23 protein-coding genes are annotated in these 26886 nt (G+C 62.5%); 10 read left to right on the forward strand and 13 right to left on the reverse strand.

Going from position 1 to position 26886, the window contains the following annotated elements; all coding sequences use genetic code 11:
- Positions 1-102: 102 nt before the first annotated feature.
- Positions 103-939 (reverse strand): SDR family NAD(P)-dependent oxidoreductase, encoded by an 837-nt coding sequence (locus JSO19_RS01900; protein WP_270909406.1) that lies wholly within the window; start codon positions 937-939, stop codon positions 103-105.
- Between the two features lie 112 nt (positions 940-1051).
- On the opposite strand from JSO19_RS01900, the gene JSO19_RS01905 reads away from it, so the two are divergent.
- Together JSO19_RS01905 and JSO19_RS01910 are read left to right on the forward strand one after the other, a co-directional pair.
- A complete protein-coding gene (locus tag JSO19_RS01905) occupies positions 1052-1663 on the forward strand; it encodes a TetR/AcrR family transcriptional regulator (RefSeq protein ID WP_270909407.1) in 612 nt (203 codons plus the stop codon).
- 32 nt (positions 1664-1695) lie between these two features.
- Complete coding sequence (locus JSO19_RS01910) at positions 1696-2925, forward strand: NADH:flavin oxidoreductase (RefSeq protein ID WP_270909409.1); 1230 nt, start codon at positions 1696-1698, stop codon at positions 2923-2925.
- Positions 2926-3035: 110 nt separating this feature from the next.
- Here JSO19_RS01910 and JSO19_RS01915 read toward each other — a convergent pair whose 3' ends face one another.
- The gene (locus JSO19_RS01915; protein WP_270909411.1) at positions 3036-3545 is read right to left on the reverse strand and encodes a TetR/AcrR family transcriptional regulator; all 510 of its coding nucleotides are present in this window, start codon (positions 3543-3545) and stop codon (positions 3036-3038) included.
- A 109-nt stretch (positions 3546-3654) separates the two neighbouring features.
- On the opposite strand from JSO19_RS01915, the gene JSO19_RS01920 reads away from it, so the two are divergent.
- Positions 3655-4440 carry an SDR family NAD(P)-dependent oxidoreductase gene (locus tag JSO19_RS01920; protein ID WP_270909413.1) on the forward strand — a complete coding sequence of 262 codons (786 nt, stop codon included), beginning with the start codon at positions 3655-3657 and terminating at the stop codon, positions 4438-4440.
- A 64-nt stretch (positions 4441-4504) separates the two neighbouring features.
- On the opposite strand, the gene JSO19_RS01925 is transcribed toward JSO19_RS01920, so the two are convergent.
- The 6 genes from JSO19_RS01925 to JSO19_RS01950 form a co-directional block, all read right to left on the reverse strand.
- Entirely contained in the window at positions 4505-5281 is a 777-nt protein-coding gene (locus JSO19_RS01925) for an ABC transporter ATP-binding protein (RefSeq protein ID WP_270909415.1), read from the reverse strand.
- Positions 5278-6237, reverse strand: a complete 960-nt coding sequence (locus tag JSO19_RS01930) for an ABC transporter ATP-binding protein (RefSeq protein WP_217131759.1) — start codon at positions 6235-6237, stop codon at positions 5278-5280. Before JSO19_RS01930 ends, JSO19_RS01925 begins: the two co-directional genes overlap by 4 nt.
- On the reverse strand, positions 6230-7216 hold the full coding sequence (locus JSO19_RS01935) for a branched-chain amino acid ABC transporter permease (RefSeq protein ID WP_217131758.1): 987 nt from the start codon (positions 7214-7216) through the stop codon (positions 6230-6232). The genes JSO19_RS01930 and JSO19_RS01935 overlap by 8 nt, the downstream gene beginning before the upstream one ends.
- Before the next feature lie 10 nt (positions 7217-7226).
- Complete coding sequence (locus tag JSO19_RS01940) at positions 7227-8507, reverse strand: branched-chain amino acid ABC transporter permease (RefSeq protein ID WP_270909419.1); 1281 nt, start codon at positions 8505-8507, stop codon at positions 7227-7229.
- A 378-nt stretch (positions 8508-8885) separates the two neighbouring features.
- Positions 8886-9581 carry a uracil-DNA glycosylase gene (locus JSO19_RS01945; protein WP_442915670.1) on the reverse strand — a complete coding sequence of 232 codons (696 nt, stop codon included), beginning with the start codon at positions 9579-9581 and terminating at the stop codon, positions 8886-8888.
- Positions 9578-10351, reverse strand: coding sequence for an SDR family oxidoreductase (locus JSO19_RS01950; protein ID WP_270912083.1), 774 nt, complete (start codon positions 10349-10351; stop codon positions 9578-9580). The genes JSO19_RS01945 and JSO19_RS01950 overlap by 4 nt, the downstream gene beginning before the upstream one ends.
- 154 nt (positions 10352-10505) lie before the next feature.
- Between JSO19_RS01950 and JSO19_RS01955 the strand changes: the two genes are divergently transcribed.
- From JSO19_RS01955 to JSO19_RS01965, 3 genes are all read left to right on the forward strand, one after another.
- On the forward strand, positions 10506-11825 hold the full coding sequence (locus JSO19_RS01955; RefSeq protein WP_270909421.1) for a bifunctional o-acetylhomoserine/o-acetylserine sulfhydrylase: 1320 nt from the start codon (positions 10506-10508) through the stop codon (positions 11823-11825).
- A gap of 6 nt (positions 11826-11831) precedes the next feature.
- Positions 11832-13049: a homoserine O-acetyltransferase MetX gene (gene metX, locus JSO19_RS01960; RefSeq protein ID WP_270909423.1), complete on the forward strand. Its 1218-nt coding sequence runs from the start codon at positions 11832-11834 to the stop codon at positions 13047-13049.
- A gap of 175 nt (positions 13050-13224) precedes the next feature.
- Positions 13225-13845, forward strand: a complete 621-nt coding sequence (locus JSO19_RS01965; RefSeq protein ID WP_270909425.1) for a hypothetical protein — start codon at positions 13225-13227, stop codon at positions 13843-13845.
- Between the two features lie 50 nt (positions 13846-13895).
- On the opposite strand, the gene JSO19_RS01970 is transcribed toward JSO19_RS01965, so the two are convergent.
- From JSO19_RS01970 to JSO19_RS01980, 3 genes are all read right to left on the reverse strand, one after another.
- On the reverse strand, positions 13896-14942 hold the full coding sequence (locus JSO19_RS01970; protein WP_270909426.1) for a hemolysin family protein: 1047 nt from the start codon (positions 14940-14942) through the stop codon (positions 13896-13898).
- Entirely contained in the window at positions 14935-16254 is a 1320-nt protein-coding gene (locus JSO19_RS01975; RefSeq protein WP_270909428.1) for a hemolysin family protein, read from the reverse strand. The genes JSO19_RS01970 and JSO19_RS01975 overlap by 8 nt, the downstream gene beginning before the upstream one ends.
- An 84-nt stretch (positions 16255-16338) precedes the next feature.
- On the reverse strand, positions 16339-17778 hold the full coding sequence (locus tag JSO19_RS01980) for a GuaB1 family IMP dehydrogenase-related protein (RefSeq protein ID WP_270909430.1): 1440 nt from the start codon (positions 17776-17778) through the stop codon (positions 16339-16341).
- A 166-nt stretch (positions 17779-17944) separates the two neighbouring features.
- On the opposite strand from JSO19_RS01980, the gene JSO19_RS01985 reads away from it, so the two are divergent.
- The 3 genes from JSO19_RS01985 (at position 17945) to JSO19_RS01995 (ending at position 23062) form a co-directional block, all read left to right on the forward strand.
- Complete coding sequence (locus JSO19_RS01985) at positions 17945-21682, forward strand: multifunctional oxoglutarate decarboxylase/oxoglutarate dehydrogenase thiamine pyrophosphate-binding subunit/dihydrolipoyllysine-residue succinyltransferase subunit (RefSeq protein WP_270909431.1); 3738 nt, start codon at positions 17945-17947, stop codon at positions 21680-21682.
- Positions 21683-21788: 106 nt separating this feature from the next.
- Positions 21789-22160, forward strand: a complete 372-nt coding sequence (locus tag JSO19_RS01990; RefSeq protein ID WP_270909433.1) for an META domain-containing protein — start codon at positions 21789-21791, stop codon at positions 22158-22160.
- Positions 22160-23062, forward strand: coding sequence for a cutinase family protein (locus JSO19_RS01995; protein ID WP_270909435.1), 903 nt, complete (start codon positions 22160-22162; stop codon positions 23060-23062). The genes JSO19_RS01990 and JSO19_RS01995 overlap by 1 nt, the downstream gene beginning before the upstream one ends.
- Here JSO19_RS01995 and JSO19_RS02000 read toward each other — a convergent pair.
- Positions 23052-23402 (reverse strand): hypothetical protein, encoded by a 351-nt coding sequence (locus JSO19_RS02000; protein ID WP_270909436.1) that lies wholly within the window; start codon positions 23400-23402, stop codon positions 23052-23054. The genes JSO19_RS01995 and JSO19_RS02000 overlap by 11 nt on opposite strands.
- Positions 23403-23521: 119 nt before the next feature.
- Here JSO19_RS02000 and JSO19_RS02005 point away from each other — a divergent pair, with 119 nt between their 5' ends.
- A complete protein-coding gene (locus JSO19_RS02005) occupies positions 23522-25042 on the forward strand; it encodes an aldehyde dehydrogenase (NADP(+)) (protein WP_270909438.1) in 1521 nt (506 codons plus the stop codon).
- Here JSO19_RS02005 and JSO19_RS02010 read toward each other — a convergent pair.
- Positions 25039-26880 (reverse strand): glycosyltransferase, encoded by a 1842-nt coding sequence (locus JSO19_RS02010; RefSeq protein ID WP_270909439.1) that lies wholly within the window; start codon positions 26878-26880, stop codon positions 25039-25041. The genes JSO19_RS02005 and JSO19_RS02010 overlap by 4 nt on opposite strands.
- Positions 26881-26886: the final 6 nt, after the last annotated feature.

Below are 26886 nucleotides of genomic sequence, written 5' to 3' on the forward strand. Positions count from 1 at the left end.
TTCCCCGCTCTCCACACAGCACTGAGGCCGGTTTCCAGATGGAAACCGGCCTCAGCCATTTCATGCACTCACCCGCGCGTTACAGCCGGGTGAAGGGTGACGTTACTGCCCCATGTCGAGCACTGGCGTCGTGCGGTCGCGAATCATCTCTGCCCGCGGCATGATGCCCTCGTCAATGGCCTCGGGCTGCGGAGTCACCCAATACCGGCCCGCGGCGACCTGTTCGAAGACGCGGCGTGCGTGCTCTTCTGGCGTAATGCCCGTCTCTTCGGCACGCAGCTGCAAGCTCTGGTTAAACGCGTCGGCCTCTGGTCGGGTGCTCGCGCTCTTCGCGGCAACAAAGATGTCGCTCTTCACCGAGTCTGGCATGACGACCGAGACCTGAATGGGCGACTGCATCATTTGCAGCTCGTAATGCAACGACTCGGTGAGCGCGAGCGTGCCAAACTTCGTCACGCTGTACGGGGCCATCAGTGGGCTCGGGAAAAGGCCGCCGATGGACGAAAGCTGCATGATCCACCCCGGCGTTCCCTGCTCAATCATTCTGGGCACGAAGGCGCGCAGCACGTTCACGTAGCCGCCAATGTTGATGCGCAGCATCGCGTCCCACTTCTCGGCTGGAATTTCCCACGACCAGCCCATCGCCATAATGCCCGCATTGTTCACGAGCATATCGACGCTTCCGAAGTGTTCAATCGTGCGCTTCGCAAGCGCCTCAACCGAGGCCGGGTCTGACACGTCGGTCACGACTGCCAGCACCTCTGCCCCACTTTCTCGCAACGTTTCAGCGGCGCCTTGGAGGCGCTCTCGGGCGATATCGGCGAGCACAACCTTCATGCCGAGCGCTGCCGCCTGTGAGGCAAAGCCGTGGCCGATGCCAGCCGATGCACCCGTGATAACGGCAACCTTGCCTGCAAACTGTTCGACTGAGGTACTCATAGCGCTCTCCTTTGGCTCAGCCTCGGCGGGCTGCCCCCAACCGAGGCGTTCTGTATTGTAGCCCCAGGATAGCATTTTTGACTATTATGGACAATAATGCTACGGTGAGGCCATGAGCCCCACCACACAGCCATCAGAAAACCGCCGCGGCCGCCCGAGCGTCATCAACCGTGACGCCATCGGCGAAGTGGCGTTTCGACTGTGGGACGAACAGGGATTTGCCGCGACGACCTGGCGAGATATCTCAGAGGCGAGTGGCGTGAGCGTTCGCACACTGACGCGACACTTCAACTCACAGCTCGACCTCGTTTCGATGGGCGTCGATGCTGCCGCAGAACGGCTCAATGCGGCGCTCGCAGAGGCCCCGAGCGACGCACCGCTCGACACCCTGCTGCGCGAACTCGTCACGCAGGCGGTTGCGGTCGACACACAAACCGGCAACATTCCGCTCATCTGGCAGCGCGTGCTCAGCGCCGAGCCGCTCCTTCGAAGCGCCTTTCGAACCGTGAGTGAAAGCTGGACAGCCGAGCTCGCAGGGGCGATCACCGAGCGCTCACCAAACATCCCGGCGACAACCGCCCGGGCTATTGCCGCAGGTTTGCACGCGGCAGCTTCCAGTGCCCTGCTCGACTGGGCGATGGCTGGGGGCAACGGCGACGCCGCTGAGGCGGTCGCCGACGCACTGTCGTGGATCACAGTGCTCGACCCCGCGCCTGGCCGCTGAACCCACAGCAGCCCGGTCGCAGAGAGGAACCCATGACCGATTCGCACACCCCCACAACGCCTGACGTGCTCTCACCGGCACAGCTTGGCCCCATCACGTTGCGCAACCGCATCATCAAGGCGGCGACGTGGGAGGGCATGGCGCCGCAGGGGCTCGTGAGCCAAGAGCTCATCGACTACCACCTCGCGCCAACCCAGGGCGGCATTGGCATGACCACGGTCGCCTATCTCGCGGTCGCCCCAGAGGGTCGCACTGAGAAAAACCAGATTCACTGGCGCCCCGAGGCCCTCCCCGGCCTGCGCCAGCTCACCGAGTCGATTCACAAGACCGGCGCAAAGGTGTCGGCCCAGATCGGTCACGCTGGCCCCGTCTCAGACCCCTCGTCAACGAAGTATCCGGCGCTCGCGCCAAGCTTCTCGATGAACATGCTTGGTCTTCGCCCGAACCGTGTCGCAACGAAAGATGACATCACCCGCATCACGAGGCAGCACGCTGAGGCCGCGAAGATGGCACGCGATGTCGGCTTCGATGCTGTCGAGATTCACCTCGGGCACAACTATTTCGCGAGCTCGTTCCTCTCGCCAGGCATCAACCGCCGCAAAGACGAATACGGTGGATCGCTCGCCAACCGCGCTAAGGTCGCGAGGGGCGTCATGGAGGCGGTCAGCGAGGCCGTTGGTGGCGAGGTCGCGATTCTCGCGAAGCTCAACATGGAAGACGGAGCGAAGAGCGGCATTCAGGTCGACGAGTCCCTGCAGACCGCGCTCTGGCTCGAGCAAGATGGCACGCTCGACGCGCTTGAGCTCACCGCGGGCTCAAGCCTCTTGAACCCCCTCTACCTCTTCAAGGGCGGCGCCCCGGTGAAGGAGTTTGCCAAGAACCAGCACAACCCGCTGCTCAACCTCGGTCTGCGCATGGTGGGCCGCTTCTTCATGCGCGAGTACGAGTACCAGCCCCTGTACTTCATGGAGACGGCGAAGCAGTTCAGGCGCGAGCTCAAGCTACCCATGGTACTGCTCGGCGGTGTTACTGACCGCGATGGCATGGATACCGCGATGGAAGAGGGCTACGACTTCGTCGCGATGGGGCGAGCACTCCTGCGCGAACCCGACCTCATCCAAAAAATCGCGGCCAACCCGGCAACCGCATCGCAGTGCATTCACTGCAACCGATGCATGCCAACGATCTACAAGGGCACGTACTGCCCCGAGATTCCGGGCATCAAGGCACCTCGCCCGGCGCTTCCGCTCAGCGTCATCTAAGCGTTAGGCCGAAAGCCCCTCGATTCCGCGCGAGAGCTGCGTGAACGCCCTGCGTGCGAGCACTGCAGGGCGTTCTGTATCTTGCTCACCCGCCGACCAGTGTTCGAGGCTCACCCGAATAGCATCTGTTGCTGCAGCGGCGAGAAGGCGCACCGCAAAGGCCGATGCTGTTTCGCTCGCGTGCTCGTCAAGCACCGCGGCGAGCGCTGCCGCTCTGCCTCGCCGTTCACGCGATGCCAGACGGTGCTGAGCGCCGGGTCACCGTGAGCGGCCTTGAGTAAGCCGCGCACCTCATCGAGCTCAGCACGGGAGCGATCATCGTCAGGTGTCAGCACCTCGACGACGGCCGCGGCGATCGCGCTCGGCAAGTCGCCGTCATCGTGCCGCTCGATCGCAGCACGCCACCTTGCCGCACCGACGTTTAAGAGTGGCGCAACGGCGTCTTGCTTCGACGGGAAGTAGCGATAGAAGGTGCGCACGGAGACCCCGGACTCAGCAGCAATGTGCTCGACGGTCACCCCAGCAACGCCATGCTCGGCAAAGAGCCGGGCCGCGGTTCGAGCGATGTCGAGCTGCGTTTCGGCCTTACGGCGTTCGGTGAGTGAGAGCGAAGTATTCATGCCTCTATCGTAGGCGGGAATAAAACCACAGGCGACATGGTTAGACTAAGTGACACGATATGCCACTAAGGCAATTCGCGCCAGTAAGACTTCAACGAAAGGAAACCCCATGAAACGCTATGAAGGTCGCCGCTCACTCGTTACCGGAGGCGGTTCAGGCATTGGCCAGGCAACCGTTCTTCGCATGCTCTCAGAAGGTGGCAGGGTCGTCGCAGCCGACGTCTCAGAGGCTGGCCTCGCCGACACCGTCACCAAAGCGGGCGACGCCGCCGACCGCTTGCACACCGTCGTCGTGAACGTTGCCGATGAGGCTTCGGTCAAGGCTGGTGTCGCAGAAGCGGCAGAGTGGCTCGGGGGCATCGACGCGCTCGTCAACGCCGCCGGCATCCTGCGCTCGTCTCACACGCACGAGACCTCGGTCGAATCGTTTGAGCAGGTGCTGCGCATTAACCTCGTGGGCACGTTCCTCATGATTCGTGAGGCAATCCCGTCACTGCGCGAAGGCAACGGCTCGGCAGTCGTGAACTTCAGCTCGACATCGGCAAATTTTGCTCACCCCTACATGTCGGCCTACGCAGCGAGCAAGGGTGGCATCCAGTCGATGACCCACGCGCTCGCCGCAGAGTACGCGAAAGAGGGCATCCGCTTCACCGCCGTTCAGCCTGGCTCAATCTCGTCAGGTATGACCGACGGGTCAGGGGCAAGCAAGCAGAGCGAGGGCCCGGGCCTGCCCGCTGACGCCGACATGATGCTCCTCGCAAAACTGCAGCCGGCACTCGGCCAGGGCTTCGCGGGCCCCGAGACCGTGGCAAGCGTCGTTGCGATGCTCGCGAGCGACGACGCTCGCTTCATCACCGGCACCGAGGTGCGCATCGACGGCGGCACGCACCAGTAATCAGGAACGCTTGGCATACCGCCACAGCAGTGGGCGCCCGTTCTCGCAACGGGCGCCCACTGCGTTATGAGGCTTCGCCGGCGCCCTGCGCCTGCGACTTCGCCTCAACATCTTTCGCGAGCGTACCGAGGTAGAGCTCGATGACTCGCGGATCGTTTGCGAGGCCGCGCCCAGTTCCCTCGTAGGCGTTCGTTCCTTGATCGAGCACATATGCACGATCACAAATCTGCAGGCAGCGCCTAGCGTTCTGCTCGACCATAATAATCGTGACACCGGTCTTGTTGATCTGCCGCGTGCGAATGAAGGTCTCGTCCTGACGAACAGGCGAGAGCCCCGCGCTCGGCTCATCGAGCAGCAGCACGCTCGGCTTCATCATGAGCGCGCGGGCCATGGCAACAGACTGGCGCTCGCCTCCCGAGAGCGAGCCGGCGAGCTGCTTGCGACGATCCGCCAGCATCGGGAACAACTGCCACATCTCGTCGGCACGCTCAGCGAACTCACGCGGCTTCAGGTACAGCCCCATCTGCAGGTTCTCTTCGATCGTGAGCGACGGGAACACGTTGTCGGTCTGCGGAACAAAGCCGACGCCCTCACGCACGAGCTGGTTCGTGCGATGCTTCGTGACGTCTTTGCCGTCGAGCGTGACGGTGCCCTTGCGAATGTTCACCAGCCCGAAGAGCGACTTGAGCAGGGTCGACTTGCCGGCGCCGTTCGGGCCGATGATGCCGACGAGTTCGCCAGGGTACGCCTCGAGCGAGCAGTTGTTGAGAATGTTGATTCCGGGCAGGTAGCCCGCATCGAGCCCGTCGGCCCTCATGATTGGCTGTGGCGCGGTGGTCATCGCGACTCCTCCCTGACTTCTTCTTCGATCTGCTCTGAGATGTTCAGCATGATGCCGGTCGTGAGCGACGCGTCATCACCCAGGTCGCGGTCATGGTGCGCGCCGAGATAGGCGTCAACCACGGCGGGCGTTGTCATGACTTCTTCTGGCAGACCCTCGGCGATCACCTCGCCCTGGGCCATGACGACAACCCAGTCAGAGATGTGCCGCACAACGTGCATGTCGTGCTCGACGAAGAGCACGGTGGTGCCCTCGTCGCGCAGCCGCTGAATGTGCTCGAGCAGGCTCTGCGTCAGCGCCGGGTTCACGCCCGCCATGGGTTCGTCGAGCATGATCATCGACGGGTTCGCCATGAGCGCGCGAGCCATCTCGAGCAGCTTCTTTTGGCCGCCAGAAAGGCCGCCAGCCATATCGTCGCGCTTCGCGTCGAGCTTGAATCGCTTGAGCAGCGCCTCAGCCCGCTCGATATTCTCACGCTCGCGTTTCGCCCAGAACGGTTTGGCAAGGCTCACGAACAGGTTTTCACCGGGCTGGTCGTTTGCACCAATGAGCATGTTGTCGAGCACGCTCATACCGCTGAGCGCCTTCGTCAGCTGGAATGTGCGGATCATGCCCGACCGGGCCACTTTTGTCGCACTCGTGCGGCCAAGGTCTTGCCCATTGAAGCTCCACGCGGGGCGCTCCTGGCCCCCGGCTGGCTTCGACGGGTGGTCAAAACCGGTGAGCAGGTTGAAGAACGTTGTCTTGCCCGCGCCGTTCGGGCCGATGAGCGCGGTGATGGCTCCGCGGGGCACCTCGAGGTGTCGCACGTTCACGGCCGTCATGCCACCGAAACGACGCGTCACACTGTCGACGGTGAGAATAGGGTCGGGCTTTGCCACGCCAGGCACCTGATCGAGCGTGCGCAGCTCTGCGCGTAGGGCCTCGCGGTCTGAGGGGTAGTTGCGGTCAGACATTGAATGACAGCTCCTTCTTGTTGCCGAGAATGCCTTGCGGCCTAAAGATAACGAGCAGCATGAGCATGAGGCCGATGAGCACCCACGCGATAATCTCAGTTTGCTGCCCCGAGAGAATGTGCGAGGGTACGAACTCGGTCATCGCGCTCGTGATCACGAGGCGAACGACGAAGAAGAGAATCGACCCGAGCAGTGGCCCGAGAATCGTGGCGGCGCCACCAAGCAGCATGATCATCCAGAGGTTGAAGGTCGTCGCACGACCCATGCCGTCGGGGTTGATCGCGGCGGTGAGCGACATGATGATGCCGCCAAAGCCGCCCATCACGCCACCGATCATGAGCGCCTGCAGCTTGTACGAAAAGGGGCTCTTGCCGAGGCTCCGCACGGCGTCTTCGTCTTCACGAATGCCCCGCAGCACACGGCCCCAGGGGCTCCGCATGATCAGCCAGGTGATAAGCAGGAAGAGCGCGACGAGAGACCAAGCCACGATACGCGACCACCAGTCATCAACACCGGTGTTGACGTAGGTCATACCGAGGAACGTCGTTCGACCCTCCGGCAGCGGCGAGAGAGCGTTGAGCCCTTCACGGAAGAGCGGGCTCTGAATGCCGCTCGGCCCGCCGGTCAGTGGGGTCATGTTCGCGAGTCGGGCGACCATGCGCACGATCTCTGCCGCGCCGATGGTCACGATCGCGAGGTAGTCTCCCCTGAGCTTGACCGTCGGAATGCCGAGCAGCAGTGCAAAGAGCATTGAGGCGAGCATGGAAATGATGATCGCCGGGAACACCCCGAGGCCGTGCATGACTGAGATGACAAAACCGTAGCCGCCAACGAGCATGAAGCCCGCCTGGCCGATGTTCATGAGGCCCGTGAAGCCGAAGTGAATATTGAGTCCGATCGCGGCAATCACAAATGCTGCGGTGACCGGAGAAAGCGCGGTCTGCAGGATTGCCTGCAGAAGTCCTGTCCAGAATTCCATGGGTTGCTCCTTAACCGATCCGCTCTTTTCGGCCAAAGAGGCCTTGTGGTCTCACGAGCAGTACCACGATGAGAATGAAGAGTGCGGCTGCGTGCTTGAGATCGCCAGGCAGCCAAATGTTTGCCGTCTCGACGATGATGCCGATGATCATCGCGCCGACGATGGCACCGAACGCGGTGCCGATGCCGCCGAGAATCACCGCGGCAAACAGCAGCAGCAAGAAGTGCCACCCGGTATTCCAAGCGATGCCGTTAAGCACGAGGCCGATGAGCATGCCCGAGAGGCCAGCGAGGGCAACTCCCATGACCCATACGAGGCGGATCACCCGCTGCACATCGATGCCCGACGCCTCGGCGAGCGGCCTGTTGTCGGCCACCGCCCTTGTCGCCCTGCCGAACCTGGTGTACTTCATGATGAGCCCAACGGCGATGATGAGCACGAGGGCAATGCCCATCGCGATGTACGACTGCACAGTGAGGGTGACGCCTAAGATGCGCACCGTTTTCGGGGTCGAAGGATCAATGCGCAAGATGTTGGCGCCGAAGAAGAATTGGAAGATGTTTTGCAGCACGATGGAAAAGCCGATTGAGACGATCATCATCTGCATGAGGCTGAGCCGTTTCTTCCGCAACGGTTTCCATAACACGGCGTCTTGCAGCCAGCCCACCCCGGCCATCAGCGCAACAACGATGAGACCGGTCAGCCAGAGATTTCCGGTGATCTGCATGAAGAGGAAGGCGAAGATGCCACCCATCGACAGCATCTCGGCGTGAGAGAAGTTCGAGAGACCGGTCGTGCCGTACACGAGCGAGAGCCCCACAGCACCGAGCGAGAGCAGGAGCCCCATGCGGATCCCTGACGCGAGCTGCTGCCAGAAACGCGGCCATGAGAAGCCGTCGCCGCCCGCTTCAGGAGCCGGCTGCCCCTCTACGACGTTGGGGTTCGCCCCCGGGGTAGCCTCGGCGCCTTCTGAGTCACTGTCGGAGTCGTCTGTCTCGGTTGTCGGAGACGCCTGGCCCGGCTCGTCACTGAGCCCGAACAGCGCGGCCGAAACCGTGTGCAGTTTGACGTCGACGGTACGTGGGTCTTTCGACTTCAAGAACTGCCCGTCTGGCAGGCTTTCTTCGGTTACCGCGACGGTATATGAGCCCGCCTCGCTCACCGAAAAGCTCCACCGACCATTCTCATCGGTCGTGGTGGTCTCGTCGCTTTCGCCACCGGTCATGGTGAGTTCGAGGCCAGCAGCCGGCTCTCCCTCACTCGTTTTGATGATGCCTTGCACGCATCCCATATCGCTGCTTGGAACGCATTCTGCCGCGTGTGCCGCGGGCGCTGCGAGAAGAGTACCGAACAAAACGAATAGGCAGAGGGTGACTGCTACGAGTATTCGTCGTGTTCCCGTACGAAGTGCTTGAGGGGGGTGAACCATTGCGCCTCCGAATTTTCCATTACGAAACGCCAATGATCACATCAGCGCTGACATGCTTCGTTTCCGAATCCTATCGAAGCCTGTCAGATCGACGCGCCCTTTCGTCTCATCTCAGGGCATTGTTATCGACTAGTAACATGTGGCGCGCCTTGGCAACGGGGGCTCGCCCGCGGTAAGAAACGGTCTTGACGAACGCTCGCGCCGATCCGCGTGCCTCTTCAGTGGTGGCAGGTTGGTTGCTCAGATCCGCCAGTCAATGGGGGCAGCCCCAAGCGACTCGAGCGCCTCGTTCGTTCTGCTAAACGGCCGTGAGCCAAAGAAGCCCCTCGACGCCGAGAGCGGAGACGGGTGTGCGCTCTCGATCGTGGGGGTGTCACCCAGGAGGGGCTTCAGACTGCGGGCCTGGTTGCCCCAGAGCAACGCCACGAGTGGGCCGCCTCGTGCGGCGAGCGCCCGAATCACGTGCGACGTGAGCTCCTCCCAGCCTTTCTTGGCGTGAGAAGCCGGCTCGCCAGCGCGAACGGTGAGCACCCTGTTGAGGAGCATGACGCCCTGGTCAGTCCAGGCGCTCAGGTCACCGTGTGGTGCCGGAGCAATGCCAAGATCGCTCTCGAGCTCGGTGTAGATGTTCTTCAGGCTGCGGGGCAACGGCCGCACGTCCCGCTGTACGGCAAATGAGAGCCCGATCGCATGACCCGGTGTCGGGTACGGGTCTTGGCCAACGATTAATACCCGCACCTGTTCAAACGGCTGCTCAAAGGCCCTCAGAATGTGCTCGCCCGCGGGAAGCGTGACCACCCCTGCCGCGTGTTCTTCGCGCAAGAACTCGCCAAGCGCCGCGAGACGCTGTGCCTCGGGTTCGAGCACGCCCACCCAATCCTGCGCAATGAACCCCTGTTCTGCAAGCTGGGCGGGGTTCAGTGCGACCGCACTCACGCCTGGTCTTCCCCACGAACCACGAGCGGGCCACGATGCGTGTGAAAGACACTGGACTGGGCAACCGGCCGCAGCACAATCAGGTCTTGGTTCACGTGTGCTGGCTGTTCACAAGCGTCAACGAGCACCTGGGCAACATCGCCCGCCGTCAATGACTCGACGTTGTCGTAGGGTTTCTCGGCTGCTTCAGCATCGCCTCGAAGTCGGTTCAGGGTGAACTCTTCGGTGTGCACGAGACCGGGCGCAAGCTCCATCACCCGAATCGGCTCGCCAGCGAGCTCGAGACGCAGCACCTCGGTAACCGCGTGGGCGGCATACTTGGCCGCGTTATAGCCGCCACCGCCCGGGTAGGCTGCGAGACCGGCCGTCGAGGTCAGGTTCATGATGGTTGCCCCTGCGCCGTGTTCGCGAGCCGACTCACGAAGTGTTGGCAATAGTGAAGCCGTCACCGACCGGAGCCCGAGAACGTTCACCTCGAACATCCAGCGCCAGTCATCGTTCGAAGCGTCTTCGACCCGGTCAACGCCAAGCGCCCCTCCGGCGATGTTCGCGAGCGCGGTTGCACCGCCAGTTTCTCGCACCTGTTGAGCCATTGCTGCGACCTGCGCCTCGTTCGTCACGTCGCACACAATCGTCATCACGCCAGTTTCTCTCGCGAGGGCTTCGAGACGCTCTCGCCGTCGCGCCACCGCGACCACGTTCCAGCCTCGTGCCACGAACTCACGAACGCTCGCTTCGCCGATGCCCGACGATGCTCCGGTCACTACCACTCGTTTCACGTCGCTCTCCTTCGATGCTGTATCTGTCAGGGGGTCACGTTACGCTGTGTTGCAAGGGTGTTTGTCATCACAACCGTTCCAGCTTACGCTCGAATCATTCACAACACGATTTTTTACGCTTCACACGTTCAAGGAGAAACAGACGATGAGCAACGATGCCAACTGGGGGTTTGAGACAAAGCAGGTGCACTCGGGCCAACAGCCCGATCCGGTCACCGGTTCACGAGCACTGCCCCTGTACCAGACCACCGCGTATGTCTTCAAAGACACCGACCACGCAGCCAACCTTTTCGCGCTCGGCGAGTTCGGCAACATCTACACCCGCATCATGAACCCGACGCAGGACGCTGCCGAGCAGCGCATCGCTGCGCTCGAGGGCGGCACCGCGGCACTGCTCCTTTCAAGCGGCCAGTCGGCAATCACGTTCTCAATTCTGAACATTGCGGGCGCGGGCGACCACATCGTCTCGTCGGCATCTATCTACGGCGGCACGCACAACCTCTTCAAGTACACCTTCAAGAAACTGGGCATCGACGTCACCTTCATTGAAGACCAAGACAGCGAAGCCGAGTGGCGCGCAGCGGTACGCCCCAATACCAAGGCGTTCTTTGCCGAGACCATCGGCAACCCCCGCACCAACGTGCTCGACATTGAGACGGTCGCGAACCTTGCACACGAGCACGACCTGCCCTTCATCGTCGACAACACGATCGCCACCCCCTTCCTCGTGCGCCCTCTCGAGCACGGTGCCGACATCGTCGTGCACTCTGCAACGAAGTTCCTCTCGGGCCACGGCACAGTTCTCGCCGGCGTCATCGTTGATGGCGGCAAGTTCCCGTGGTCGCAGCACGCCGACCGCTTCCCCGGCCTCACCGAGCCAGACCCCTCGTACAACGGCGTGAGCTACACCGGCGCCCTCGGCGATGGCATCGCATTTGCGCTCAAGGCACGCGTGCAGTTGCTGCGTGACATCGGTGCCGCAATCGCCCCGAACTCGGCATGGCAGCTACTGCAGGGCATCGAGACCCTCTCTCTACGCGTCGAGCGCCACAACCAGAACGCGCAGCACGTTGCCGAGTGGCTCGAAAACCACGAGAGCGTCGCGAGCGTTTCCTACTCGGGCCTCCCCTCGAGCCCGTGGTACGCAGCAGCCAACAAGTACGCGCCTAAGGGCGTGGGCGCGGTTCTCTCGTTCGAGCTCAAGGGCGGCGTCGAGGCAGGCAAAGCGTTCGTTAACAACCTTGAGCTGTTCAGCCACGTCGCAAACATTGGCGACGTGCGCAGCCTCGTCATTCACCCTGCTTCAACCACGCACTCTCAGCTCAGCCCCGAAGAGCAGCTGCAGGCTGGCGTGACGCCGGGCCTCGTGCGACTCTCGGTAGGCATCGAATCGCTCGCTGACATTCAGGCAGACCTTGAGGTTGGCTTTGCTGCCGCCCGCGAGGTCGTCGCGCAGGGAGCATAACGCTCGATGGATTGGCAAACACCCGAAGATTCCTTTCCCACTGACTTCATCACTGATGCTCAGCTCAGGGCCCTCATCGGCCGCCCTCCCATCACGGGAGGGTGGCGTGAGGGTGACCCCACGGGTAACCGCCAGTTCGCAAACCTTGGCCCTCTCACAACAGAGTCGCGCGAGGTCATTCCTCACGTGCGCATGGCCTACGAAACCTTCGGCACACTGAACGACGATGGTAGCAATGCCATCCTCGTTTTTCACGCCCTGACCGGTGACAGCCACCTCGTCGGCGACGCGGGCCGAGGCCACGCGACCGACGGGTGGTGGGCCGAGATCGTTGGTCCGGGCAAGGCGCTCGACACCGACAGGTTCTGCATCATCGCCCCCAACGTGCTCGGTGGCTGCCAGGGCACTACCGGGCCCGCTTCACTCGCACCAAACGGTGTCGAGTGGGGCGGCAATTTTCCCTACCTCACGATCCGCGACCAGGTGGCGGCCACCGAAAAGCTGCGCGAACACCTCGGCATCGAAACGTTCCACACGGTCATCGGCGGTTCAATGGGCGGCATGCACGCCCTCGAGTGGGCGGTAACGCATCCCGAGCGACTCGAACGTCTCGCCGTCATCGCGGCTCCTCCAATTTTGACCGCCGACCACATCGGGTTCAACCTCGTGCAGCTCGAAGCGATCCGCTCTGATCCTTACTACCGCGGCGGCAACTACTACGACTCACCCGACGGCCTCGGCCCGCACAATGGGCTCGCGACGGCCCGACGCATGGCCCTGCTCAACTACCGCAGTAATACTGAGCTCAACGCACGGTTCGGCCGTTCGTGGCAGTCGGCGCGCAGCCCGCTCGGAAACGGCGGCCGCTTCGCCGTTGAGTCATACCTCGACTTCCACGGCAACAAGTTCACCAGACGCTTCGACGCTGGGAGCTACCTCACGCTCGTCGAAGCCATGAACTCACACGACATTGGCCGAGGCCGTGGCGGGGTCGAACGAACGCTCGGCGAAGTAACCGTACCGACACTCGTGATCGGCATCACCACCGACAGGCTGTTCACACTCGAGGGGCAAGAAGAAATCGCAAGGCTCGTTCCCGGAAACATCGACGGCGACGTGCCCACCGTCATCGACTCCCCTTACGGCCACGACGCCTTCCTCATTGAGTTTGATGTCGTTGGCGAACACCTCTCACGACTCATCGGGCACGCAGCCAACGAGTAGGCAACGTTCAGCCTCTTCTCCGTCTGCGTCAAGGTGCGGGCCTTACGCTATGAGAGATATGAACTTCTTCGTCACCTCCAGGTCGCACCACAGCAAGAGAGCCCCGCTTAGGCGCACGCTTCTCATGGGCTGCTGGTGCAGTGTTGGCACCCTTCTTTTCACCGGGTGCACAGAAGTGGCCGAGGTTGCCGACCACGCGGTGCGTAGCTTTAACGCCGACGCAAGCCTGCTCGCGCCGGTGACGAGCACCACCTACTCGATTCGCGGCTCGGTCGAAGCCCCCGAACACGACCCAGAAGCTTCACCAGAAAATGCTGCGGCCCCCTCAGAACTGCTGAGAGAGGCCTCAGGAACGATCGTAACGAGTGACGGCATCGTGACGAGCATCGAGCTCGTTGCCTCGCTTGAGTCGCAGGACGACCTGCGATTCGTGCTCACCGAGCCAGCGCTCTATGAACGCCGTGGCGAACCGCTGGAGTCGTTTGGCGCCATTGGCACGCTCATCACCCCATCGGCAACGTACCCCGATACTCGCGTGCTCTTCACCCCACAGTTCTCTGAAGACGGTTCACACGCCGAGGCTTCTTTCGATCTGCCCGATTCGTTTGTCACCGAGGGGCAGCTTTCTGCACGCACGGTTCGTCTTGAACTCGTGCTCGAACCGCTCGCGACCTTTGACCAGCCTTCCTCAGCCCACGAGGGTGAGGGCGCTGAGAAAGAGTCGGGCGACAAAGGCGCTGAGAGCCCCGAGGCTAAGCAGAGCGACGAGAACGCTTCAGAGAACGACCAACAGTAAACGGGCCCCCAGCCCGAAGGCTAGAGGCCCGAACAGCTCAGCGGAGCGGCTTAGTCGAAGCGCTTACGACGCGTGGCGTCGTGCACCTCTCCCACGAGCTCCTCAATCACGTCTTCGAGGAAGAGTACGCCTACCTCTTCACCCTCAGCAGCGGTAACCCGTGCGAGGTGTGTTCCCTCCTGCTGCATGAGCGCGACAACGTCGCCCACCACCGCGTCTGCGGGCACATCGAGCAACTGCCTGATGCGTTTGGCGGGAATCGGATCGCTGGCGCGTTCAGGCGCAATGCGAATGAGGTCTTTAATGTGCACGTAGCCAACGAGCGAATCGTGCTCGTCGGTCACGATGTACCGCGAGAAGCCGTGTTTCGCGACGGTCTGCTCGACCTCGTCAGGCGATGAGAGGTGAGAGATGGTCACGAGGGCGTCTCGCGAAACGGCAACCCGCTCGGCGTTCTTCTGCGTGAAGTCAAACGCTGCGGTCAGGGCGCCGCTGCGGTCTTCGAGCAGGCCTTCCTCTTGCGAGTGACTCACGATCGTTGCAACCTCTTCAAGGGTGTAGCTACTGTTCGTCTCGCTCTTTGGCTCAACACCGAACAGGCGCAGAATGCCATTGGCAATAGCGTTCAGTCCCTTGATCAAGAGCCCGAACACCCGAGAAACCGCGACGAGCGGGGGTGCAAGAATGAGCACCGCACGATCTGGCACGCTAAACGCCGCGTTCTTCGGGATCATCTCGCCGACCACGACGTGCAGGTATGTGACGAGCACGAGAGTGATGATGAAGCCGATAATCGACACCATGTTCGCGCTCATACCGGTCCATTCGAGCGGCCCCTCGAGAAGGTGGTGGATCGCGGGTTCAGAAACGTTCAGGATAACGAGCGAACACACCGTAATGCCGAGTTGGCTCGTCGCGAGCATGAGGGTCGCGTGCTCCATCGCGTACAGTGCCGTCTTGGCGCGCTTCTCACCCGCTTCTGCGCGTGGCTCGATTTGCGAGCGCCTCGCAGAAATAACCGCGAACTCAGCGGCCACGAAAAAGGCATTCGCGAGTAGCAGTACGAAGAGCCAGAGAATACCTGACCACTCACTCATCGCTCGCACCTCCCTGGGTTTCTGTTGCTCTCGTGAAGAGCAGGCGATCCACTCGCATTCCATCCATCTTCTGCACCGTCAGTGTTCCCTCGGGAACCGTCACGCTGTCGCCCTGCTGCGGCATTCGCCCCAGCTCATAGACGACATACCCAGCAACGGTGTCGTATTCGGGCCGTTCAGGGACCACGATGCTCGTCTGGGCGAGAACTTCGTCGGGCCGGAGGTCGGCGGGAAACTCGATGTGGTCACCGCGCTGCGAGATCTCGACTGAGTCGCGGTCGTGTTCGTCTGCGACCTCACCGATGAGCTCTTCGACGAGGTCTTCGAGCGTCACCATGCCTGAGGTGCCGCCATATTCGTCGACCACGATGGCGATTTGAAACCCCTGGTTGCGCAGTTCGCCGAGCAGCACGTCGAGTGGCATCGTCTCGGGAACGCGCGGCGCATCATCGGAGAGGGCCGCAACGGGAACCTCTTGACGCTTTTCACGCGGCACTCCGACCGCTTGTTTCAGGTGCACGACGCCGACGACGTCGTCTCGGTCTTCGTCAATCACGGGAAAGCGTGAGAAACCGGTCTTACCCGCGAGGTCGATGACGCTCTGGGCAGAGTCGAGTTTGTGCAGACTCTCCATTTTGAGCCTCGGCGTCATAACGTCGATCGCGTTTCGCTCTGAGAAGCGCAGCGTGCGCCCGATGAGATCGGCGGTGTCTTCTTCGAGCAGGCCGGTATTGGCCGAGTGACGCACGAGCGACGAAAGCTCTTGGGCGGTACGTGCGCTCGAGAGCTCCTCTTTTGGCTCGATACCGACCTTACGCAAAAACCAGTTGGCGCTGCCGTTCAGACCGAGCACGGCGGGTTTGAAAATCGCGGTAAAGCCGAGCTGCAGCGGCGAGACAATCTTCGCCGTTTCAAGCGGCTTCGCGATCGCGAAGTTCTTGGGCACGAGCTCGCCGAAAATCATCGAGAGCAGCGTCGCGATTGCCACCGCGAGCGGCACCGTAATGACCGGGAGCACAGCGTCGCTGATGCCGAGCGCACCGAGCGGCGCGTTGAGCATAGTACTGAGCGCTGGTTCAAGGGTGAAGCCCGCGAGCAGGGTCGTGAGCGTAATACCAAGCTGTGCGCTCGAGAGCTGCGTCGAGGTGGTTGAGAGCGCTTTGAGCACTGAGCCGAGCCCGCGCTCCCCCGCGCTTCTGCGCCGTTCAAGAGCAGCGCGTTCGAGGGCCACGAGCGAGAACTCGCTCGCAACGAAAACGCCCGTGCCAAGGGTAAGCACAAGGCCGATAGCGAGCAGAATCCACTCGTTCATGCGCGGTACCCCCGCGTGGGCTCGAGTGAGTTGCTACTCGGAGGGTCGTCGGAATTCGATGATCTTCTCATAATTATTTGCAGTTTATCGTGAAATGCGCTCGCGCGCCCGACCTTCTTCGTAACCGGCGGCCGACTGCACTCCTACGACGGCTCGCTCGTGGAACGCCTCAATATCTCGCGCCCCCGCGTAAGTCATTGACGAGCGCACTCCGGCCGTGATCGCGTCAATGCTGTCTTCAATAGAGGGACGTTCTGGGTCAAGCTTCACACGGCTCTCGCTAATGCCCTCAGAGAACATCGCTTTGCGGGCACGTTCAAAGGCACTGAGCCGAGCGAAGCGTTCGGTGACCGCCTTGGTTGACGCCATGCCCCAGTTGGTCTTAAAGAGTTCGCCGTCTGGCTCGCGCTGAATCTCTCCGGGCGACTCGATGTTGCCCGCAAACCAAGACCCGATCATCACGCCACGGGCTCCCGCGGCGAGCGCGAGCGCGACGTCGCGCGGGAACTGCACTCCTCCGTCAGCCCAGACGTGAGCACCCGCAGCTCGGGCCGCTTCGGCAGCCTCGAGAACCGCCGAGAATTGGGGGCGTCCGACAGCCGTCATCATGCGCGTCGTGCACATTGCGCCGGGGCCAACCCCAACTTTGACGATGTTTGCCCCCGCCTGGACGAGGTCGTTGGTCGCCTGAGCGGTGACGACGTTGCCGGCAACAATGGGCACCCCGAGGTCGAGTCCAGCGACAGCCTCGACTGCCTGTACCATGGCGCGCTGGTGCCCATGAGCGGTATCGAGCACGAGCACGTCAACGCCGGCCTCGACGAGGGCTTTTGCTCGGCCGGTCACGTCGCCGTTGATGCCAACGGCGACCGCGAGACCGAGGGTTCCCTGCGTATTCACGTTCGGGGTATAGACGGTGCTGCGCACGGCAGTCTTGTCAGAAATCGTGCCGATGATGTGACCGCGGCGCACGACAAGCGCAAAGGCGTGGTTCGTTGCGGCGAGTGCCTCGTAGGCTTTCTCACCGTCGGTGATCGTCTCGGCCTCGAGCGCGAGCCACCCGCTCTGTGAAAGCTGCCCCAGGGTGCTGTGACGGTCGACCGTTGCGAGCAGCTCAGCGGGAACCACCCCGAGATCTTCGTCGCCCTCGGTCACGACGAACGCAAACCCACGGGTCGCGGGCAAACGGGTGAGCGCCTCACCAACGGTCGTGTCGGCACTCGCGCGATACGGGCTGTCCCAGAGCGCAGACTGCGCTTTGACCCACCGGATCGCACCCAGCAAATCTGCAGGCCCCATATCCTGTGGCAAGACGCCAATACCGCCTCGCCTCGCGATCGTGGCCGCGAGACGCGGGCCAGTCACCGCATTCATGTTTGACGCGATGAGCGGGATCGTCATGCCGGTGCCGTCGCCGGGGCCAAGATCGACCTCGTATCGGCTCGTGACATCACTCAAGCTTGGCACAAGAAAGACGTCTGAATAGGTGAGATCACCGTGGATTCCGGAGTCAAGAAACTGCATAGTTCACACGCTACCGTGCCATGGTGCGAAGATCGAGCTTCAGCTGATTGTCCATGGTGCATTGTGAGCAAAACTGACGTAGGCTAGTAGGTGGCGATCCACAACTAGGTGGGCACCCCAACATCATCTAACGTGCAGTGTCTGCACAACAGAGAGGAACATCAGTTTGGCTGTGCAATCGGGAGGCACCGGAGACGGTGGCATCTCAGAAGATTTCGGCGCTAACGCTTGGCTCGTTGAAGAGTTGTACAAGCAATACGTTAAAGATAAGTCACAGGTAGATAAATCCTGGTGGCCCACCCTCGAAGAGTATGGCGCGAAAGTTGCAGCTGGCGGAGGCGGGGCCGCACCCGCCGCCGAGGCTCCCGCTCCCGCCGCACCCGCACAGGCGGCGCCCCAGGCTTCTACCCCGGCTGCTCCCGCTGCAGCCGCTTCTCCTCCAGCGGCTCCTCAAACAGGCACGATCGAGGCAAGAACCACGGCGCGTCAGCCGAAGGTCACCCCGATTCCCGCAGAAGCGAGGCGTTCGAAGCCCGCAGCTGCCCCCGCCGAGCCTGACAATGACGAGCCCACCACCTCAGCGCTGAAGGGCGTGGCAAAGATCGTCGCGCAGAACATGGACGAGAGCCTCAAGGTTCCCACCGCCACGAGTGTTCGCACGGTTCCCGCAAAGCTCATGATCGATAACCGTATCGTCATGAACAACCACATGCGCCGCACTCGCGGCGGCAAGGTATCGTTCACCCACCTCATCGGCTGGGCTATCGTACAGACACTGAAAGAGTTCCCCAGCCAGAACGTTGCTTACGGTGTTGTCGACGGCAAGCCCTCCCTCATTGTTCCAGCACACGTCGCCCTCGGTATCGCCATTGACCTGCCGAAGCCCGACGGCACCCGCACGCTCGTCGTTCCCTCGATCAAACGCGCAGAGACCCTCGACTTCAACGAGTTCCTCGACGCTTACGAAGATCTCGTCACCCGTGCCCGCAAGGGCAAGCTCGGTGTTGATGATTACCAGGGCACGACCATCAGCCTGACGAACCCCGGCGGCATCGGCACCGTTCACTCGGTCCCGCGCCTCATGGAAGGCCAGGGTTGCATCATCGGTGCGGGTGCGCTTGAGTACCCCGCTGAGTTCCAGGGCTCGTCACCCGAGGTTCTGCAGAACCTCGGTATCGGCAAGACCATCACGCTCACGAGCACCTACGACCACCGTGTCATTCAGGGTGCAGGCTCGGGTGAGTTCCTGAAGATTGTGCACGAGCGCCTCACGGGCGGTCACAACTTCTACCAGGAGATCTTCGAGGCACTGCGTATTCCATACGCACCCATCACCTGGGCGACCGACATTCACATCGACCTGCACGGCGCGATCGATAAGTCGGCCCGCGTGCAAGACCTCATCAACGCGTTCCGCGTGCGCGGCCACCTCATGGCCGACACCAACCCACTCGAGTACGAACAGCGTTCACACCCAGACCTCGAGATCGAGTCACACGGTCTCACGTTCTGGGACCTCGATCGCGAGTTCGTCACGGGCGGCATCGGCGGCAAGGACCGCATGCAGTTGCGTGACCTGCTCGGAGTGCTCCGCGATTCGTACTGCCGCAAGATCGGCATCGAGTACATGCACATTCAGGACCCTGAGCAGCGTCTCTGGATTCGTGAGCAGGTCGAGGTTCCCTGGGTCAAGCCAGACCGCGACGAGCAGATGCGCATTCTCGAGAAGCTCAACCAGGCTGAGGCCTTCGAGACTTTCCTCCAGACCAAGTATGTTGGCCAGAAGCGCTTCAGCCTCGAGGGCAGCGAGTCGGTCATTCCGTTCCTCGATGCAATGCTCTCAGACGCTGCAGAAGACGGCGTCGACAGCGTCGACATCGGTATGGCCCACCGCGGCCGTCTCAACGTGCTCGCCAACATCGCTGGCAAGTCATACGGCCAGATCTTCGGCGAGTTCGAGGGCAACTTCGCGGTCGGCAAGCGTTCGGGTGACGTCAAGTACCACCTCGGCACCGAGGGTACTTTCACCTCGCCGACCGGCAAGCAGGTACCGATCTACCTCGCCGCGAACCCTTCGCACCTTGAGACCGTCAACGGCGTGCTCGAGGGCATCGTTCGCGCGAAGCAAGACCTGAAGCCCATCGGCTCGTTCACGACGCTCCCCATCCTGCTCCACGGTGATGCCGCGATGGCTGGCCAGGGTGTTGTCTACGAAACCTTGCAGATGTCGCAGCTACGCGGCTACCGCACCGGCGGCACGATCCACGTGGTCATTAATAACCAGGTCGGCTTCACGACGCTTCCGCAGGACTCACGCTCGGGTGCTTACTCGACCGACATTGGCAAGGTCATTCAGGCGCCAATCTTCCACGTGAATGGCGATGACCCCGAGTCAGTCGTGCGCGTGGCCAAGCTCGCATACGAGTTCCGCCAGAAGTTCCACGTTGACGTCATCATCGACCTCATCAGCTACCGTCTCCGCGGCCACAACGAGGGCGACGACCCCTCGATGACCCAGCCGCTCATGTACGACCTGATCGACGCGAAGCGTAGCTCGCGAAAGATCTACTCGTCGACGCTGGTTGCCCGTGGCGATATCACCGAAGAGGAATACCAGGGAGCGCAGGACGACTTCCAGAACCGCCTCGAGCAGGCGTTTATGGAGACGCACGCGGCCGAGACCGCCTCGATCCCCGTCATCGATGGCAACGCTCCTGTGACCTCGACCATTCCGGTGAGCCAGGTGCCGACCGCGGTCGACCGCAGCGTTGTCGAACTCGTCGGCGATGCGCACGCCAATAAGCCAACCGGCTTTACCGTGCACACGAAGCTGCAGCAGCTGCTCAACAAGCGCGTCGAGATGAGCCGCTCAGGCAACATCGACTGGGGCTTCGGCGAGTTGCTCGCGCTCGGTTCACTGCTCGTCGAGGGCACCGCGGTGCGCTTCGCCGGTCAGGATGCCCGTCGCGGTACCTTTGCGCAGCGTCACGCGGTGTTCCACGACCGTAAGAACGGTCAGGAATGGCTGCCACTCATGAACCTCAGCGAGCAGCAGGCTCGCTTCTGGATCTATGACTCGCTGCTTTCAGAGTACGCAGCGCTTGCGTACGAGTACGGTTACTCGTTGCAGCGCGAAGACGCTCTCGTCGTGTGGGAGGCACAGTTCGGTGACTTCGCCAACGGCGCCCAGACGGTCATCGACGAGTTCATCTCGTCGGCCGAGCAGAAGTGGGGCCAGAGTTCATCGGTCGTCATGCTGCTGCCGCACGGCTACGAGGGTCAGGGCCCTGACCACTCGTCGGCTCGTATCGAGCGCTACCTGCAGCTGTGTGCCGAAGACAACATGATCGTGGCACGCCCATCGACGCCGGCAAACTACTTCCACCTGCTACGTCGTCAGGCCTACCAGCGCCCACGCAAACCGCTCATCGTCTTCACCCCGAAGTCGATGCTGCGCCTGCGCAGTGCGACCTCGTCGGTTGAAGACTTCACGCAGGGCACGTTCCAAGAGGTCATCGACGACGCGCAAATCAACGACAAGAGCCAGGTCGAGCGCGTCATCATGGTCTCGGGCAAGACGTACTACGACCTCCGGGCGGCGCTCGAGAAGCAGCCAGACCCCCGGGTCGCGCTCGTTCGCGTCGAGCAGTACTACCCGACCCCGGTCGATGCAATTCGCACGATTCTCTCGACTTACCCGCGCTCGGCAGAGTTCGTTTGGGTTCAGGACGAGCCGGAAAACCAGGGCGCATGGCCGTTTGTCTCGCTCGAGTTCGTGAAGTACCAGGGCACACGAGGCGTTCGCCTCATCTCACGCCCCGCCTCGGCAGCCCCCTCAACGGGTCTCGCCAAGGTTCACGCGGTCGAGCAAGAAGACCTTATTCGCAGGGCGCTTGATATCTAAGAACACGCGATAGGCACGTGAGGGCCGGGGCATCTTTGCCCCGGCCCTCACGTTTTTATCAGTCGTTCCCGAGGCGCGTTCAAGATAAGGGAGTATCGTAACCACCATGAAGGTACAACGCATTCTCGCAGCCGGGGCCCTGTGCCTTGCCTCTTTCGCTCTTGTCTCGTGTGCAGGGAGCGCAGAGCAGTCGGTGGTCGGCAGCTGGGGCACCCCAGACGATGCCACGGGGCCAGCGTTGGTCTTTGAAGACAACGGCTCAATGCACGGTACCGACGGTTGCAACAACCTCATGGGCAGCTATACCGAAGAAAACGGCAAGATTGTGTTCGGTGGCCTCGCCTCAACCATGATGTTCTGTGAGGGGGTCGACGATTGGCTCTCGAAGGGAGAGTCGGCAACCATCGACGGCGAAATTCTCACCATCTTCAACGAGGCTGATAAAGAAATCGGCAAGCTCGCCCGCATCGTCGACTAATGCCGCAACCATCGACTGCCCTCCCCCGAACCGCTATCCAACCCCAACTACACAGAGCTCAGCGTCAGCGCACCCGAGCTGCCGCACTGAGCCTCGCAGGGGCTCTGGCCGCGCTGATCGCGGGATGCAGTACCCCGCCGACGCCAGAGGTCTCGGCCGAGCAACTCGCCGAGGTCGCTGAAGACCCGACCCCTGCCGAAGCTGCAGAGGAGCTCGATGCCGAGGTCGATCCAGAACCAGTTGTCGACCCCATCGACTGTTCTGCATCACTCGTGCTGACCGTGCGGGGCACCGGAGAGCCATCGTCACGCCAGCTCCTCTCACCCGTTGCGAAGAAGATCACGAGCGAGCGCAAGGGCGAGGTCGAGCGAGTCGATCTCGATTACCCGGCAGACGGGAACATTAAAGAGAGCGCGACCATTGGCATTCGCATGCTCGTCGATACCCTCAACCAGCAAGCTGACCTCTGCCCTGATCAGCACACGGTGTTGCTCGGCTACTCGCAAGGGGCGCTCGTCGTCGGCGAGGCTCTGCAGGGCCCCGAGGGCCGACTCATCGGTGAGACCGTCGGCGTCGTCGACGAAGAGGCAAGCGAACGCATTAGTGCCGTCGTGCTCTACGCCGACCCGCGCTTCGTGGGTAGCGATCCCTTTGGCGAGGGTGACTACTCGCCAGAGGTCAGCGGCCTCCTTGCTCGCGCTGAGGGATCACTCGACGACTACGCCTCTCGCGCAAAGAGCTTCTGCGTCGCCGACGACTTCATCTGCCAGTCGCAGCGTAGCCTGAACGAAGAAGGCCACGTCGCTTACTACTCCAACGGGATGCAGCAAGACGGCGCGGCCTTCGTTCTGTCGGTCTTACCGAAAGCTCCGAACGAGAGTAAGAACGGCTCTACCAGATAACGGCGAGTGCGACATTCACAGCGCTGAGGCCAGCGATGATGCCGAGGGTGCCACCCGAGACTCGCTCCTTCTTGCGATTCACCATGATGACCACGATGAGCAGTAGCAACACCAGCGTCTTCGCACCGATCTTTGCGTTGTTCGGTTCACCGCCGGTCGCATAGACCATGCCGACGAGAGCCAGCCCCGTGACGAGAAGGCCGAGGGCGCCGTGGAAGGCGCCCTTCGTGATCTGAGCGGTGCCCTTTTTCAGGTTCGAGAGCTGCGCAAGCGTCGTTCCGAAGACCACTGCAAAACAGATGATATGCAGTACAACCAAAATATCCTTCAAGATGTCCATACCCCCATGGTATCGAAGCCCGCCGAGCAGGTACCGCAAGGCCTCCCCAGCGGCGGTTTGCGAGCGTTGAAGCCACCGAAGTGATTGAATAGAGATACCCGTTTTCGAAGGAGTTTCACATGGCCACGTCGCCCCTGCCAACCGCACTCGAAGAGATCGTCGCTCGCGCTGCAGCGGCCGCGACTCCCTTCGCTCGCACTACGCCCGAAGCCAGGGCAAAGGCGCTTGTCAGGGTGGCCGATGCGCTCGAGCAAGCAAGCGCCGAGCTCGTACCCATCGCGATGCGTGAGACGGGGCTCTCGGAGGCAAGGCTCAGCGGCGAGGTGACCCGCTCGGCCGTACAGATTCGCATGTTTGCCGATGCGGTCGTCGACGGCGCCTACCTTGACGCTCGCGTCGATCCGCTCGATGAGCACTTCGCTCTCGGGGTGCGTCCAGACCTGCGCCGCACGCACATTCCGCTCGGCCCCGTCGTGAACTTTGCAGCGTCAAACTTTCCCTTCGCCTTCTCAGTTCCCGGTGGCGACTCGGCGGCGATTCTCGCGGCCGGCTGCCCACTCATCGTGAAGGCACACCCGGGACACCCAGAGCTCTCTGATGCGACCGCAGCGGTCATGATCGAGGCGCTCGATGAGGCCGGCATGCCTGAGCACGTCATGCAGGTGGTGCACGGCTTCGATGAGGGCATCGCAGTGCTCACCGATCCCCGCATCAAGGGCGGCGCCTTTACCGGCTCGATCGCTGGCGGCAGGGCCCTCGCCGACATTGCACAATCTCGCCCCGCCCCCATTCCGTTCTACGGCGAGCTCGGCAGCGTCAACCCCGTATTCGTCACCCAGGCCGCCCTCGACGAGCGCCGCGACGCCATCGCCGAGGGCTACGTCACGAGCGTGTCCGGCTCGGCCGGTCAGCTGTGCACGAAGCCGGGGTTCGTCTTTGTTCCCGACTCGCACGGTCTCGATACCGCGCTCAACACCGCCGCTACGCCGGTTGCTGAGCACCGGCTGCTCAACCCGCGCATCGCGCAGGGCTACGCCGAGCGTCGTGAGCTCATCATGGGAACTCCAGGCGTACGCGCCGTGCACGAGGGCGGCATTCGCTTTGACGACGAAGGCCAGGGCTGGGCAACGCCCACCATCGTCGCGATGTCACTTGATACGCTGCGCGAACACGCTGAAACCCTCACGCACGAGGTATTTGGCCCCATGTCGCTGCTGGTAGAGGTTCCAGACGGCACCGCCTATGCCCCGCTCATGGGCGAGCTCTTCGAGGGTAACCTCACCGGAACGGTGCACCTCTCGGACGACGAGATGGCCGGGGCAACCGCCAACCACGCCGCCCTCGCCGAACTCGTCGAGGCCATCACGCTGCAGGCCGGCCGAGTGCTCTTTGACGGCTGGCCAACCGGCGTCGCTGTTTCACCGGCGCAAACGCACGGCGGCCCCTGGCCCGCGACAACGCTCGACACGAGCACGTCGGTGGGCACTGCCGCGATCAGCCGCTTTCAGCGCCCGGTGACCTACCAGAATGCAGCTGCGGTCTTCCTTCCGGCAGAACTGCGCGATGATAACCCTCGCGGTGTCGCTCAGCGCATCTCGCCAGCTGGCGAATCGCAGAACTGGGGATCGCGCTGGCGCTAGAGACGCCCGCTGCCTGCGGTGAGGGTTCTCTTGAGAGCTCTCACCCAGCGGCGCACGCCACGCACACCCGTCTCGGTCGTGCCGTAGGTAGCGAGATCGATTCCCTGGTGCACAACCTCGCGACGAGCCGCACGGCCCTCGCCAAACACCTCAACAATGCTCGCGTCGTGCGCCGTAAGCCCTCCCGAAAAACTCTCTGCGGGTAGCGTGACCCGTGCCGCGATGCGGTTGCCCGGGAGGCGTCGCACCTCGGCAGGGGCGCGCCATTCGAGGGTGGGTTTCTGAGCAGTCACCCCGAGGCACACGCTCGGGAGTTCACGCCCCTTCGGCCACCAGTACTCGGCCCGAATATCGAGGCTCGAATCGCTGCGCTTCAGCCGCAGCGACGCTGGCATCGGGGCTGGCTTCGACGCGCTCTTCGGGACGGCGAGCGGGAGCTCACTCGCGAGATCCGCCACGAGGTGCGCCCAGCGCTCTGAGAGCTGCGCGGGCCGGTATGCCTTTGACGCACGCACCACCGCTTCTCTGGCCGCCTCACGCTCAGTTTCTGGCGCCGACGCAAAGCTCGCGATGCGCCGCGCCACCCCCTCGACGTCTCCGTCGGCAATGAGGTTCTCTGGCAAGCAGCCAAGCAGGTCAGCGGGGCCGTAGGGAACCTCGTAGGCGAAGGGCACGCAGCCAGCAGACATCGCCTCGGCAACAGCCATCCCGAAGCCCTCGTGCGTGCTCGTGAGGCCCGTCCACGATGCCTCGGCAAACCCGCTTTTGCCCCCCGCGAGGTGGCCGCGCAAGCGCACCGCCTCACCGAGCCCTGTGGTTTCAATGCACTCACGCAGTGAAGCCTCAGCATCGCCCGAACCAAAGATATCGAGCGTAATGTCGGCTTCGGGAGCGATCTCGCGGGCACGAGCCACCGCGTGAATGAGGTGGTCAAGCCGCTTCCGGCCGCCAAGCGATGCAAGGACGACCCCGTGCCCTGCGCGCCTCTCGGCGTGCACCTCAGCGGCAGCACCAATCGCTGGCGGAATCACCGTAATCGTCGGGCTTGGGCTCACGAGCGCCGCGATGTCATCACGTTGCTGCTCGGTCGAGCACACCACCCGGTCGAATCGGAAGAGTTCACGCATCATGGGCGCACGGCTGGGGTTCAACGCGGCGAGCGGCGGCCGCTTGCCGGGAGCCAGGTGCAGATTGTGCACGACGTGCACGGTTGCAACATTCGGCCTGCGGTAGCGCTGGCCGAACTGGGCGGTCACTTTACTGTCAAAAAAGAGTACGGCGGGCTCGTCAGCGAGATAATCGTCGAGCACAGCGGCGTAGAGCGGCCAAATGCTCTTCCAGCTCTTCACCGGTTTCCCGCCCTCACCGCAGAGGGTTACCCTGCGGCCGCCTGGCGTTCCAGGGCTGCGGGTGTCGTGACGGTCGATCACGGCAACGGTCCCATCGGCCCTCACGTGATCTCGCTGCAGCACCGTAGAACTCTCGGGCACGTAGCGCGTTCGCACCCGCACCGATCCGCCAACGCTCCACGCTTCAACGTCGGCTCCGCCGGCAGGCAGTGGCTCATCGAAGGAGGCGGGCGTCGTGCCCTTCCACGGAGTTTCAGCAACGATATCCCAGAGGTGAACGATGCGGCTGCCCACAGGAAACGCTTCGTGGGCTGCAAGCCGTGCGAGGTCGGCCTCTGCGTCTCGTAACGGCGCGCACACGATGAATTCGCAGTCGAAGCCCTGCTCGGCAAGCAACGATGAGCGAGTGAGCGCCGCAGAGGTCATGCCACCGATATTTTCTGGAATGTGCCAGAGCACGGTGACGACGCGGGGCCGCGGTGTGGGCATCGGTCG

This window comes from Leucobacter sp. UCMA 4100, assembly GCF_027853335.1.
Taxonomy (GTDB): domain Bacteria; phylum Actinomycetota; class Actinomycetes; order Actinomycetales; family Microbacteriaceae; genus Leucobacter_A.

What these genes read in the sequence shown, in the direction of transcription:
- JSO19_RS01900 (WP_270909406.1), bottom strand. Translation starts at nt 939, where the DNA reads ATGAGTACCTCAGTCGAACAGTTTGCAGGCAAGGTTGCCGTTATCACG.
- JSO19_RS01905 (WP_270909407.1), top strand. Translation starts at nt 1,052, where the DNA reads ATGAGCCCCACCACACAGCCATCAGAAAACCGCCGCGGCCGCCCGAGC.
- JSO19_RS01910 (WP_270909409.1), top strand. Translation starts at nt 1,696, where the DNA reads ATGACCGATTCGCACACCCCCACAACGCCTGACGTGCTCTCACCGGCA.
- JSO19_RS01915 (WP_270909411.1), bottom strand. Translation starts at nt 3,545, where the DNA reads ATGAATACTTCGCTCTCACTCACCGAACGCCGTAAGGCCGAAACGCAG.
- JSO19_RS01920 (WP_270909413.1), top strand. Translation starts at nt 3,655, where the DNA reads ATGAAACGCTATGAAGGTCGCCGCTCACTCGTTACCGGAGGCGGTTCA.
- JSO19_RS01925 (WP_270909415.1), bottom strand. Translation starts at nt 5,281, where the DNA reads ATGACCACCGCGCCACAGCCAATCATGAGGGCCGACGGGCTCGATGCG.
- JSO19_RS01930 (WP_217131759.1), bottom strand. Translation starts at nt 6,237, where the DNA reads ATGTCTGACCGCAACTACCCCTCAGACCGCGAGGCCCTACGCGCAGAG.
- JSO19_RS01935 (WP_217131758.1), bottom strand. Translation starts at nt 7,216, where the DNA reads ATGGAATTCTGGACAGGACTTCTGCAGGCAATCCTGCAGACCGCGCTT.
- JSO19_RS01940 (WP_270909419.1), bottom strand. Translation starts at nt 8,507, where the DNA reads ATGGGATGCGTGCAAGGCATCATCAAAACGAGTGAGGGAGAGCCGGCT.
- JSO19_RS01955 (WP_270909421.1), top strand. Translation starts at nt 10,506, where the DNA reads ATGAGCAACGATGCCAACTGGGGGTTTGAGACAAAGCAGGTGCACTCG.
- metX (WP_270909423.1), top strand. Translation starts at nt 11,832, where the DNA reads ATGGATTGGCAAACACCCGAAGATTCCTTTCCCACTGACTTCATCACT.
- JSO19_RS01970 (WP_270909426.1), bottom strand. Translation starts at nt 14,942, where the DNA reads ATGAGTGAGTGGTCAGGTATTCTCTGGCTCTTCGTACTGCTACTCGCG.
- JSO19_RS01975 (WP_270909428.1), bottom strand. Translation starts at nt 16,254, where the DNA reads ATGAACGAGTGGATTCTGCTCGCTATCGGCCTTGTGCTTACCCTTGGC.
- JSO19_RS01980 (WP_270909430.1), bottom strand. Translation starts at nt 17,778, where the DNA reads ATGCAGTTTCTTGACTCCGGAATCCACGGTGATCTCACCTATTCAGAC.
- JSO19_RS01990 (WP_270909433.1), top strand. Translation starts at nt 21,789, where the DNA reads ATGAAGGTACAACGCATTCTCGCAGCCGGGGCCCTGTGCCTTGCCTCT.
- JSO19_RS01995 (WP_270909435.1), top strand. Translation starts at nt 22,160, where the DNA reads ATGCCGCAACCATCGACTGCCCTCCCCCGAACCGCTATCCAACCCCAA.
- JSO19_RS02000 (WP_270909436.1), bottom strand. Translation starts at nt 23,402, where the DNA reads ATGGACATCTTGAAGGATATTTTGGTTGTACTGCATATCATCTGTTTT.
- JSO19_RS02005 (WP_270909438.1), top strand. Translation starts at nt 23,522, where the DNA reads ATGGCCACGTCGCCCCTGCCAACCGCACTCGAAGAGATCGTCGCTCGC.
- JSO19_RS02010 (WP_270909439.1), bottom strand. Translation starts at nt 26,880, where the DNA reads ATGCCCACACCGCGGCCCCGCGTCGTCACCGTGCTCTGGCACATTCCA.